The sequence below is a fragment of the Pseudomonas sp. PH1b genome (genome assembly GCF_000633395.1).
Taxonomy (GTDB): domain Bacteria; phylum Pseudomonadota; class Gammaproteobacteria; order Pseudomonadales; family Pseudomonadaceae; genus Aquipseudomonas.
In genome coordinates, this window is record NZ_AYMU01000025.1 from 93,547 (window position 1) to 105,643 (window position 12,097).

General features: G+C 65.6%; 10 protein-coding genes. 4 read left to right on the forward strand and 6 right to left on the reverse strand.

What is annotated here, in order from left to right; all coding sequences use genetic code 11:
* Positions 1-88 precede the first annotated feature (88 nt).
* Genes U873_RS0129540 through U873_RS0129550 form a run of 3 tightly spaced genes read left to right on the forward strand, consistent with a single transcriptional unit; the run spans position 89 to position 2,287 of the window.
* Entirely contained in the window at positions 89-892 is an 804-nt protein-coding gene (locus U873_RS0129540; RefSeq protein ID WP_025131678.1) for a SirB1 family protein, read from the forward strand.
* Between the two features lie 58 nt (positions 893-950).
* Positions 951-1,763 carry a class I SAM-dependent methyltransferase gene (locus U873_RS0129545; protein ID WP_177330329.1) on the forward strand — a complete coding sequence of 271 codons (813 nt, stop codon included), beginning with the start codon at positions 951-953 and terminating at the stop codon, positions 1,761-1,763.
* Positions 1,764-1,819: 56 nt separating this feature from the next.
* Positions 1,820-2,287, forward strand: coding sequence for a GNAT family N-acetyltransferase (locus U873_RS0129550; protein WP_025131680.1), 468 nt, complete (start codon positions 1,820-1,822; stop codon positions 2,285-2,287).
* A gap of 13 nt (positions 2,288-2,300) precedes the next feature.
* Here U873_RS0129550 and U873_RS0129555 read toward each other — a convergent pair whose 3' ends face one another.
* The 4 genes from U873_RS0129555 to hmgA all read right to left on the reverse strand — a co-directional run bounded on the left by U873_RS0129555 (position 2,301) and on the right by hmgA (position 7,122).
* Positions 2,301-3,671 (reverse strand): aromatic acid/H+ symport family MFS transporter, encoded by a 1,371-nt coding sequence (locus U873_RS0129555; protein WP_025131681.1) that lies wholly within the window; start codon positions 3,669-3,671, stop codon positions 2,301-2,303.
* A 187-nt stretch (positions 3,672-3,858) separates the two neighbouring features.
* Complete coding sequence (gene maiA / locus U873_RS0129560) at positions 3,859-4,497, reverse strand: maleylacetoacetate isomerase (protein WP_025131682.1); 639 nt, start codon at positions 4,495-4,497, stop codon at positions 3,859-3,861.
* A 12-nt stretch (positions 4,498-4,509) separates the two neighbouring features.
* Complete coding sequence (gene fahA / locus U873_RS0129565; protein WP_025131683.1) at positions 4,510-5,814, reverse strand: fumarylacetoacetase; 1,305 nt, start codon at positions 5,812-5,814, stop codon at positions 4,510-4,512.
* Between the two features lie 3 nt (positions 5,815-5,817).
* On the reverse strand, positions 5,818-7,122 hold the full coding sequence (gene hmgA, locus U873_RS0129570; protein ID WP_025131684.1) for a homogentisate 1,2-dioxygenase: 1,305 nt from the start codon (positions 7,120-7,122) through the stop codon (positions 5,818-5,820).
* Positions 7,123-7,289: 167 nt separating this feature from the next.
* On the opposite strand from hmgA, the gene U873_RS0129575 reads away from it, so the two are divergent.
* On the forward strand, positions 7,290-8,090 hold the full coding sequence (locus U873_RS0129575) for an IclR family transcriptional regulator (RefSeq protein ID WP_025131685.1): 801 nt from the start codon (positions 7,290-7,292) through the stop codon (positions 8,088-8,090).
* A 10-nt stretch (positions 8,091-8,100) separates the two neighbouring features.
* Here U873_RS0129575 and U873_RS0129580 read toward each other — a convergent pair whose 3' ends face one another.
* On the reverse strand, positions 8,101-10,653 hold the full coding sequence (locus U873_RS0129580) for a LuxR C-terminal-related transcriptional regulator (RefSeq protein ID WP_025131686.1): 2,553 nt from the start codon (positions 10,651-10,653) through the stop codon (positions 8,101-8,103).
* 368 nt (positions 10,654-11,021) lie between these two features.
* Positions 11,022-12,097: DUF1329 domain-containing protein (locus tag U873_RS0129590; RefSeq protein ID WP_025131688.1), on the reverse strand; the 1,076-nt coding region annotated here is incomplete at its 5' end.

The following is a 12,097-nucleotide window of genomic DNA, read 5'->3' on the forward strand; positions in this document are numbered from 1 at the left end:
GCATTGGGAAATAACCTGCTACTACCTGTGTCAGCACTGGACGAACGTTCGCGACGAGGCTAAAACGAGGCATCCGTCGGAGATCGAGATGAACCCGCGCCAAGCTTTCTTCACCTGCCTGCATCGCTCGCCGCCTGCTCTGCTGGAAGCCGCGCTCTGGATTGCCGCCGAGCATGAGCCGCGGCTGGTGCCCGAGCACTCACTGGAAGCCTTCAAGGATATTCAGCAGCAGATCGGCAACCGCCTGCCCCAACTGCCGGCGAACGAGTTGGGCCAGCCACTGTTGCGGCGGATGAACGATCTGGGCTTCCAGCAGGATGAACACCTGCCCCTGCGCCCCCAGGCGGCCTTGATGGACAAGGTCCTGGAGCTGCGCCGAGGGCAACCCCTGGCCCTGGCACTGATTGCCCTGGAGCTGGCGCAACGCCTGCAGATCCCCCTGGAGGGGGTGAACTTCCCCGGCCACTTCCTGCTGCGGGTGCCCGGTGCCGACCACCTGCTGGACCCTTGCGGCGGACGCCGGTTGTACCCCGCCGACTGCCGGGAACTGCTGCAGCGCCAATACGGCGCCCACATCAAGCTCAAGGCCGAACACCTGGCCAGTGCCGAGCCGCTGCAGATGTTCCAGCGCCTGTCGCGCAACCTGCGCCAGCTGCACCTGTCCTATGACGACAACCTGGGCGCGCTGATCAATGCCGAGCGGGTGCTGGAGCTGGGCAACGGCAGCGCCGCCGACTACCTGGCCCGGGCCAGCCTCTACCAGCGCCTGGAGTGCCCGAATGCCGAGCGCTTCGACCTGGAGCACGCCTTGCTGCTCAGCGATGACCCGATCCAGCGCCTGCGCCTGACCGAGCGCCTGGGGCATCTGCCGCCCAACAGCATCGTCCATTGAGAGCCGGGCCCTGCCTGCGTGGCACACTACCCGCCCATTTGCATCAAGGATGAACCGCATGAACCGCGCCGAACGCTTCCTTCAGGACTTTCACCAGCGCCGCCCCGGCACCACGCCGCCGGCCTTTTCCGGGTTGGGCCTGCCGGGACGCGGCTCTTCCTACGACATGCTGGCCGCCACACTCGCCGCCGCCCGACCTGGCGCACAGCTACTGGACCTGGGCTGCGGCGATGGTTTCCTGCTGGATCTGCTCGCCAGACAGTACCCCGAGGCGCGATTGATCGGCGTGGACATGAGCACCACCGAACTGCAGGCGGCACGCCGGCGCCTCACCGAGCGCTGCGTGTTGCTCAATGAGCGGGCCCAATCCCTGTCCCTGGCCAGTGGCAGCGTCGACGCCGTGGTCTCGCACCTGGCATTGATGCTCATGAGCGATATCGAACAGGTGCTGGCCGAGGTGCATCGGGTCCTGGCCCAGGGCGGCCAGCTCTCGGCCATCGTCGGCCGCAGCTTTCTCCTGGGCGAACCGGGCCAGCGCTACCTGCAGGTGTTTCGCGCCGCCGCCCAGCGTGACCGCCTGGCGCCCCTGCCCCTGGTGGACCCTCGGGCCCAGTCCCAGGATGGCTGGCGCCAGCTGTTGGCGCGCCACTACCGTGACGTGCAGTTCGAAGAACTGGACCTTGAATGGCGCCCCAGCTTCGAGGAGTTCTGGGACGCCCTGGGGCAAACCTACGACCTGGACCGCCTGAAGCCCGCCACGTGCAGCTTGATGAAGGACGAACTGCACCGGGCCATACAGCCCCTGCTGCGGACGGACGGCACGCTGCTGACCGGCTGGGGTCTGCTGCTGATCCAGGCCAACGCCGCATGACAGCCCCTGCCGGGCTCTGGCAGGATGCTCGGCTCACTCCATGGAACGGGTACAGCATGCTGATCAGAAAAGCTCATGGCGACGACGCGCAACGGGTCTTCGACATTCGTAACCAAGCCATCAACCACCAGTGCTGCGGCCATTACCCCGCCGCCGACCTGCAGGTCTGGACCGCCGGCAGCCTGGGCGAGTACTTCGTCGAGGTGCTGGAAAAAACCGGGCATGTCGCAGTCATCGATGACCAGGTCACCGCCAGCGGCATGCTCGACCTGGAGACCGGCCAGGTCGACGCGGTGTTCGTCGACCCGGCGTACATGGGCCAAGGCATCGGCCAGCAGATGATGAACTACCTCGAGGCGCTGGCCCTGCAGGCTGGGTTGACGCACCTGATCCTCGACTCGACCCTGAACGCGGCGGACTTCTATCGGCGCTGCGGCTTTGTAGGCGAGCGGATCGCCCAGTACCAGTCGCCCCGGGGCCTGACCCTGGCCTGCGTGCCGATGATCAAGCACCTGGCACGCTGAGCCGGCAACGCCTTCAGGGCTGCTGCGGGTCTTGCAACGGCGCGGTCGAACCCGCGCCACCGGGTCCTGCCTCGGCTGGTGAGCGCACCTGAATGATCAGCAAGGCGGCGAGCACTGCGGGAATCGCACAGAAGAAGAAAATCTGCTGCACCGGAATGTGCATCGCCAGCAGCATGCTGCCGAACAGCGGCCCAAGGATCGAACCAAAACGCCCCACCCCCAGCGCCCAACCGGTGCCGGTGGCGCGCACCTGAGCCGGATAGAAGTTGCTGGCGAAGGCATTCAGGGTCAATTGCCCACCGATGATGCAAAAGCCCGCGGCAAACACGAACAGCACCAGGTACCGCGGGTTGTCGTGGTTCAGGCCCAGCAGCACGGTGCATAACGCAGCCGCGGCAAGCACTCCGGCCAGCAGGCGCACCTTGCGTTTCAGGCGGTCGGCGAACCAGGCCATGCAGATCGCCCCGAGGGTGCCGGCGAAGAGGAACATCGAAGTCACCAGGTTGGCCTGCTGCAAGGCCAGGCCACTTTCCAGCAACAGCGTCGGCAGCCAGCTGATCATGAAATACAGCAGGATCAGGCTGACGAAAAAGGTCGACCAGATCAGCAGGGTCGGCCGCCCATAGCCATGGCGAAACAACTCCACCACTGTCAACTTGCTACCTTGCGCCGTCTCCTCGGCCAAGTTCGAAACCGGCGGAGGCTGCCAGTCCGGCAGCATCTGCGCACTGACCTTGCGCAGACGCGTGTAAGGCGGCGCATCACGCAGCAGGCGTGGCAAGGATTCGGGCAGCCACCAGGCCAGGAACGGAAACAGCAGCAAGGGCGTCACCCCGCCGGCCAGGAATACCGCCTCCCACCCAAAGCGATCGATGAAGCCGGCCGCGACAAAACCACCGGCGGCGCCACCGAAGGAAAAACCGCAGGCGGCCAGGGTCACCATCAGGGTGCGCAGGCGCGGCGGCGAGTATTCGGACATCAGGGCCATGGCGCTGGGCATCGCCCCACCCATGCCGATGCCACAGATGAAGCGTGCGGCCATCAGGCTGTCGAGAGAATTGGCGAACACCATCAGCACCGTCAGGCTGGCGTAGATCAGCACGCAACAGAGCAGGATCCGGCGCACACCGAAACGGTCGGCCAACGGCGTTACCGCCAGGGAGCCCAGGGTCAGGCCCAGCAAGTTGGCGCTGAACACCGGGCCGAACGCCGCCTTTTCCAGCCCCCAGTCCTGGGCCAGGGCCGGCACCACATAACCCAGGACCTGGGCATCGTAGCCATCGGTGACCAGCAGCAAGGCGAGGAGCAACAGGAGCAACCACTGATAGCGGGACACAGGGCGGGCGTCGAGCGCAGCGCGAAAGCTGGCAATCTGATTTTGCATCGCAAGGTACCTGTTCGGTTTTTATGGTTATGTGCAGCGGTGGTGCGGTTGCCGCGCAAGCAAAAATGTCAGGCGCCTGTGCGGGGCCTGGAGGTCCCTCCGTCCTGGGGGACGCTGGCCCGCTCGCGGCATCTGCCTGCGGCGGCCAAAAGGCGCGCCCCCGGGAGACGGGGGCGCGCGGTTCGGGTCAGGCCGGGGTGTCGGGCTGATTGGCCGGATGGGCAGCCTGGAATGCCGGATGCTCAGCCGCCAGCGCCGCGACCCGGAGAATCCGCGGGTAGTCCTCCAGGGACACCTTGAAGCGTTCCGCGGCGTACAGCTGGGGAATCAAGAACACGTCGGCCAAGCCCGGCTGCTCGCCGAAGCAGAAGCCCTGGTCACCGATCAACTGCTCCAGGGCCGCCAGGCCCTGGCTGATCCAATGGTCGATCCACACCAGCAACTGCGCTTCCTCATGCCCCCACTCGCGCAGCAGGTTCTGGGTGCTGGAGTTGTGCAGCGGGTGGATGTCGCAGCCGATGATCGCCGCCACCGCCCGCTCATGGGCACGGCTGACCAGGTCCCTGGACAGCAGCGGCACCTGTGGATAACGCTCTTCCAGGTATTCGATGATCGCCAGGGACTGGATCAGCAGGTCGCCGTCGTCGGTGCGCAGGGCCGGCACCCGGCCCTGGGGGTTGATGTCCAGGTACTCCGGCTGGCGGTTGGCGCCGCCCTTGGGCACCAGCAGGTTGACCGGGATGGCCTGGAATTCCAGGCCCTTGAGGGCCAGGGCGATGCGCACCCGATAGGACGCGGTGGAACGGTAGTAGGTATAGAGCTCCATGAGCCGCTCCCTTTAACGTGCCGGCTGAACGGTGCCACGGCATTCGCCGAAGCCGATGGAGGCGAAACCTTCACGGCGGCAACGCCCGCGCAAGATGATTTCATCGCCGTCTTCAAGGAACTTGCGCACCTCTCCGGAGGCCAGCTCGATAGGTTTCTTGCCGCCTTCGGTGATCTCCAGCAGGCTGCCGAACTGGCCGTTTTCAGGACCGGACAACGTCCCCGAGCCGAACAGGTCGCCGGCTTGCAACTGGCAGCCGTTGACGCTGTGGTGAGCCACCATTTGCGCCACGGTCCAGTACATGTGCTGGGTGTTGCTCAGGGTCAGGCGGTGCGCCGGCAGGCCCTGCTCGCGCATGGCCTGGGTGATCAGCAGCACTTCCAGTTCGATGTCGAAGCCACCGGCGGCCTGGTCGCGCTTGTCCAGCAGGTACGGCAGCGGTTGCGGGTCACCTTCGGGGCGCTGCGCCTGGGCCTGGCGGAACGGCTCCAGGGCTTCGGCGGTCACCACCCAGGGCGAAATGCTGGTGATGAAGCTTTTCGACAAAAACGGTCCCAGCGGCTGGTATTCCCAGGCCTGGATGTCCCGTGCCGACCAGTCGTTGAGCAGGCAGAAACCGGCAATGTGCTCGGCAGCGTCGCCAATGGCGATCGCATCGCCCATCTCGTTGCCTTGGCCGATCCAGATGCCCAGTTCCAGCTCATAGTCCAGGCGCGCGCAGGGGCCGAAGGTCGGCACGCTCTGCCCGGCCGGCAGGGTCTGGCCCTTGGGCCGGCGCACCTCGGTGCCGGAAGGACGGATGGTCGAGGCGCGACCGTGGTAGCCGATCGGCACGTACTTGTAGTTGGGCAGCAGGGGGTTGTCGGGGCGGAACAGTTTGCCGACGTTCTGCGCGTGCTCGATGCCGACATAGAAGTCGGTGTAGTCGCTGATTTTCGCCGGCAGGTGCATCTGGCAGTCGGCTGCCGCATGCAGCAGTTTTGCCGCCTGGGCCTCGATCTTGCCCCGCAGGCTGCTGCCTTCGCCCAGCAGCTCCAGCAGGCGCTCGCGCAGGGCAACCCGGGCCGGGCGGCCGAGTTGGAAGAAGCCGTTCAACTGCCCACCGCGGGCAGCCTCCACCGCAGCCTTGGCCGGGCCATCGAACAGGCCGGCGTCCAGCGCCGCTTCCAGGTCGAAAATCTGTTCGCCGATGGCGACCCCGCTGCGGGGCGCCGAACCCTGGGTGCTGAAGACGCCCAGGGGCAGGTTCTGCAACGGGAAGTCGGGGTGACCGTTGGCGGACTCGACCCAGCTAAGGGTGATGGTGGGCAAGGTCATGGGTTATCTCCGATTCGGGTTGAAGGTGACGGGCAGCGAAGCCCAGCAAGCATCGTAGTCGTTCTGCAGCTCCGGGCACTCCAGGGCGAACTGGCTCGGGCGCAGCACCTGGCTGGTCTCGAACATGAAGGCCATGGTGTTGTCGATCTTGGCCGGCTGCAACGGCGCGTTGATCGCCTTGGTGCAGGTCTCGCCATCCGGACCGTGGGCGCTCATGCAACTGTGCAGGGACGCACCGCCGGGCAGGAAGCCTTCGGCCTTGGCATCGTAGGCGCCCTGGATCAGGCCCATGAACTCGTTCATCAGGTTGCGGTGGAACCACGGTGGACGGAAGGTGTTCTCGGCCACCATCCAGCGTGGCGGGAAGATCACGAAATCGAGGTTGGCCAGGCCCGGAACGCTGGTGGGCGAGGTCAGTACGGTGAAGATCGACGGGTCCGGGTGGTCGAAGCTGACGGTGCCGATGGTGTTGAAACGGCGCAGGTCATATTTGTACGGCACGTTGTTGCCGTGCCAGGCCACCACGTTCAGTGGCGAATGGTCGAGTTCGCAGCCCCAGAGCTCGCCGAGGTACTTCTGCACCAGGGGGGTGGGCTGGCGCAGGTCTTCGTAATGGGCCACCGGGGCGAGGAAATCCCGGGGGTTGGCCAGGCCGTTGCTGCCGATCGGCCCGAGGTCTGGCAGGCGCAGCGGCGCTCCGTGGTTCTCGGCAACGTAACCCCGGGCTTGTGGGTCGAGCAGTTCGACGCGGAACTTCAGGCCGCGAGGCAGCACGGCGATTTCCAATGGCTCCAGGTCCAGCATGCCCAGCTCAGTGACGAGGCGCAGGCGGCCCAGTTCCGGCACCAGCAACAGCTCGCCATCGGCGTTGAAGAACACCCGCTCCATCGAGCGGTTGGCACGGTAGTGATAGACGCTGATACCCGCCGGCTTCTGCGCCGCCGAGTTGGCCACCATGGCCACCAGGCCGTCGATGAAATCAGTGGCTTCGCCTGGAATCTGCAAAGGACTCCAGCGCAGGCGGTTGGGAGTGACCTCACCCAAGGGGCCGCCTGCCAGCTGGCGTTCCAGCTTGGCAAAGGCCGGGTGCTTGGCCGAGGGCTGGATGCGGTACATCCAGGTGCGCCGGGCTTCGCTGCGGGTCATGGTGAAGGCGGTGCCGGAGAACAGTTCGGCGTACAGGCCATAAGGGGCTTTCTGCGGGGAGTTCTGGCCGACGGGCAAGGCGCCCGGCAGGGCTTCGCTGGCAAATTCATTGCCGAAACCGGATTGGTAGCTGAGGGCCGACGCCGAAGATTCGAGGTTCATGGAGCCTCCTGGAAGTTGGAATAGGCAGGGGCCCACCACTCCTTCACAAGAGTTATCGGCACGCCTGGGTTATTTTTATCGTAATCCAATTACGCATAACGTAATTTGATTGCCCAGGAGCGTCAAGCTATAAAGACCGCCACTTGTTACGGGACCCCGACACCTCCATGGAAAAGCCGCGCAGCACCAGCGACAGCAACAGCAAGCAGAAAGTCCGCTCGGCCGAGGTCGGCACCGATATCCTCAAGGCCCTGGCCGAACTGTCGCCAGCCACCTCCCTGTCGCGCCTGGCCGAACACGTGCAGATGCCCGCCAGCAAGGTCCACCGCTACCTGCAAGCCCTGATTGCCAGCGGTTTTGCCGAACAGAACAGCGCCACCAATCACTACAGCCTGGGCCGTGAAGCCCTGCGCGTGGGCCTGGCGGCCCTGAACAGCATGGATGTACTGAAGGTCGCGGCCCTGCCCCTGGCCGAACTGCGTGACGAGTTGAACGAGACCTGCTTCCTCGCGGTGTGGGGCAACCAGGGCGCCACGGTGGTGCACATCGAACCGGCGGTCCGCGCGGTGACCGTGGTCACCCAGTTAGGCTCGGTGCTGCCGTTGCTCAGTTCGTCCACCGGGCTGGTGTTCAACGCTTACCTGCCGCCGCGTGAAACCCTTGACCTGCGCCAGCAGGAATTATCCCTGGGCACCCCCCATGCGCTGGCCGATTCGCAGGTCCACGACGCCCTGGCCGAGCAGATTCGCCAGCACGGCCTGCACCATGTCCACGGTTTGCTGATGCCGGGGGTCGATGCACTGTCGGCCCCGGTGTTCGATGCCACGGGCAAGATCGCCGCAGTGCTGACGGTGGTCGGGCCGACGTCGCTGTTCCAGGCCGATGAACATGGCCCGGCGGCGCGGCGCCTGCTCAGCGCCTGCAGCACCGTGAGCTGGCGCATGGGTTATCAGCCGCGGCCTGAATAGTCGCCACCGATCAGCTCATCAACCCCAGGGCCTGGGCCTTGGCCACTGCCTGGGTCCTGCGCTCCACTCCCAGCTTGCTGTGGATCCGGCGGCCGTGGGTCTTCACCGTATGCAGGGAGATGAACAGCTGCTCGGCGATCTGCTGGTTCGACCAGCCCTGGGCGATCAGTTGCAACACCTGCAACTCCCGCTGGCTGAGCAGGCTCTCGCGTCCCTCCTCAGGCTCCACTGACGGCGCAGCTTCAGGCCTGCCCAGCCCCTGCAGCGACGGTTGACGCAGACGCAGTTCGTGCAGCGCCTGGGGCAGGTTGCAGCGCGCCACCAAGGCCTGCCCGGCCTGCAATGCCTCGGCCAAAAGCGCCGGATCACCTTGCACATGAGCCACCTCGGCCAGGGCCAACTGCACTTCCGCCTCCAGGCCGAGCATGCCATGGCGTTGAGCCCTCGCCAGCACCCCCTGCAAAGCTGCAACCGGCGCCTGCGCCCGACCCAGGTGAACCTCGGCCAGTACCAGCAGGTATTCGATGCCCGGAATCAACTCCAGGCTGGCCGGTGGCGCCTGCAGCGCCTGGGGCCCGCGGAAATGCCGGAGCAAGCGGCTCAAGGCTTCATGGGCCAGCTCCGGGCGCCCCTGCTGCAACCAGAGTTGGCTGCTGACCTGCAACAGCACTCCACGGTAAACGGTGTCGGGAATCTGCCGCTGCTGCATCAACCGCTCCGCGTCACGCAGACGCACGAAGGCCTGGGCGTAATCCCCCCGGTTGGCCGCCAGCTGGGCCTGACCGAGAAAGCCATACAAGGCGCGCTTGTCATGGCTGAGCAGGCAGTCTTCCAGACCACTGCGCAAGTAGCCGGCGGCCTCCTCCTCGTGTCCCTGGCGCAGGGCCAGGCGCCCCAGGCGCAAGGCAATGCGGCCCAGCAAGGGTGGAGCCCGCAGCGCCTGCCGGGACACGCGCCCGACCACCTGCTCCAGCAAGCTCTGGGCTCGATGGGGCGCGCCACGCTGCTCCAGCAACTGGGCATGGTCGAGCTCGAGCAAGCCTTCGAACAACGGCGCATCCTGAGCCCGGGCCAGGCACAGGGCCTCGCGATTGAGAGCCTGGGCCACCTCCAGCTCACCGCACAGCAGCGCCTGCTGGGTCAAACCGGACAAGCACAGCAGGCGAATGCTCCAGGCACTGTCTTCCAGTTCGCCCAAGGCCTCGAGAAAGTGCTGCCGTGCCGCCTCCATCCGCCCGCTCAAATGCAGCAGCCAGCCCCGCTGCGCCTGCCAGCGGGCCAGCAGCCGGCGCTGCCGGCAGGCCGAGGGCTGCGGCGCAAAGCGCGCCATCTGCGCCATGCACTGTTCTGCCTGTTCGAAGCGTCCGGCAAACAATAGCGCCGCCACCAACAGGCCGATCAACTGCGGGCTGCCCAGCAGCAACTCGCCACCCTGGCGCTCATGCAGTTGCAGCAGCAACAGCGCGTTGTGCTGCTGGAACAGGCTCTCGAAGCTGAAATGCTCCAGCAGGCTGACCGCGACTTCGTATTCCTCGGCCAGCAGCGCCTGCTCAAAAGCCGACTGCCAATCCTCCTGAGCGGTAAACCACTGGCACGCCCGCCGGTGCCAGGAGCGCCCGCTGGGCCAGGCCTCATCCCGCATCAGCCGAGCCAGGGGCGGGAATACCTGCAACCAGTCGGCGCCGCCTTCCCAGGGCTCGATGAAACAGGCCATGTCCTGCAGGGTGCGCAGGTACTGGGCACCCTCCCCGGCGCCGAACAGGTGTTCGCACAAACCGGCGTTGAACCGTGGCATGTGCGCCAGCACCTGCCAGACCTCCGCCAGCTCGATCGGCAATACGCTGAACAGCTCATGCTCCAGGTATTCCAGCAAGGTGTTGGGGCGCCCTGGCTGGCAGGGTTGGGTGGTCAGTTCACTGCCGTCGAGCAGGGCGATGCGCACCCCGGCGCACCAGCCGCCACTGCGCTGCAGGATTCCATCGGCAGCCTGGGCGCACAAAGGCTGCGGCAACCGCTGCAGCAGTTGTTCGATTTCACTCTGGCTGAACGCCAGCGCCGGGCCGTCGAGCGTATACAACTGATCATCGAGCAGCAGCCGTGGCCAATTGCATGAAGGCCTGCGGCGGCTGCTCAGCCACCAGCTCAGTTGCGGGTTGTCGATGCTCAGCAGCCGATCGAGCAGCAGGTCCAGGTCCGGCGCCATGGCCCGGCAATAGTCATCGATGAAGATCCAGGCCGGGGTTTGCAGATGGGCCAGGTGCTCTACCAGCGCCGCCATATCGCCGTTCGGCAGCCCCAGCGCGGTCGCCAGCGCATGGCAGAAGTCCTCGGGACTCAGGCGGACGCCGGACAGAGGCAGCCAACTGACCCGGCAACTGTCCGGCGCCTGTTGCAGGCATTCGGCGAGCAACGCGGTCTTGCCACTGCCGGCCGGCGCGCACAGCAGTTTGACCCGGGCACTGGAAGCCAGCAGCGGCGCGCTCAGGCGCGCGCGTGGAAAGTGGTGGGTGGATAAACGGGGCCTGCACCCGGGACGCTCTGGGCAACGAGTCATGGCGGTCATTGCAGCCTGCCTTTCTTATTGGTTTAGCCTGCGTGACCCCACCCTAGCCCTGACCTCCCGGCCAATTGAAGAAGTATTCAGCAGGCTGATCGCCGGCCATAAAAAAGGCGACCCATCAGTCGAATAACCGCCAGCCTGGAGGGGTACGGTATTACTGCTGATGTGCCGAGGGAGTCGTCTTCCACTGGGCGTCGCCGTCCCTGGCCAGGAGTCTGGGGCGGAGCGCAAAGACCGGGTCGACAGGTTTTGCGGCGACTGCGGAGCCGAACGGCTGCAAGCTCCCTCGCCCCACCTGGCGCCGATAAAAAGCCGCACGCCCTTCAAGAGCGTGCGGCATCGCCTCTGCTTCGCAGTAACCCGCGGCTCGCCTAGCGCACCCCGCTGGCGCGCAAGGCGGCCGGGGTGTAGTCAGCGGCCTTGGCGGCAAACCCGAACTCCAGGCTGTGCTTCTCCTCGTTCTTCATGCCCAGGGCCAGGTAGCGCCCGGCGTTCAGGTCATACAGGGCTTCCAGGGTGTAGGCGGGCACCTGATGGTCGTAGTAGAACTGCGCATGGCCTTCGGCCACGCGCCACAGTTGGCCACGGCCGTCATAGTGGTCCACCAGGGCCACCTGCCAGCTGTCCTCGTCGATGTACATGTGCCGGGTGGCGTAGATGTGCCGCTGGTTCGGCTTGACCGTGCCCACCACTTCCCAGACCCGATGCAGCTCGTAGCGGGTCAGGTCCTGGTTGATGTGCCCGGCCTTGATCACGTCGTTGTACTTGAGGCTCGGTGAATCGAGCTTGTAGCTGTTGTAGGGAATGTACATCTCCTTCTTGCCCACCAGCTTCCAGTCATAGCGATCCGGAGCACCGGAGAACATGTCGAAGTTGTCCGAGGTCCGCAGCCCGTCGGCAGCGGTGCCCGGACCGTCATAGGCCACCTGCGGAGCCCGGCGCACCCGGCGCTGCCCGGCGTTGTAGATCCACGCCGAACGCGGTTCCTTGACCTGGTCCAGGGTCTCGTGGACCAGCAGCACGTTCCCCGCCAGGCGCGCCGGAGCGGTCACCGACTGCTTGAAGAAGTTCTGCACGTTGGCGCCCTTGGCCGGGTCCAGGTCGGGAATCAACTGCGGCGCTGCAATCTCTTCCTCGAAGCGGATCGAGGTGAAGCTGCCGTTGGTCTGGGGGGTGGCCTGGGTGATGATGCGTTTCTGGTTGCCGCCGTGATAGCGGGTCAGGTGGTTCCACAGCACCTCGATGCCATTCTTGGGAATCGGAAAGGCGTAGTAGCGGTTGCCGGTGAAGTTGGCCAGGCCGTTGCCATCATTGGTGGTGGTGACATTCACTGCGCTGCGCTTGGCCGATTCGTAGATCTCCGGAGGCAGGCCGACACTGCGATGGGTCGGGTAGACCGGGATCCGATAGCTGTCCGGGTAGCGCTTGAACATCGCCACCTGGCCGG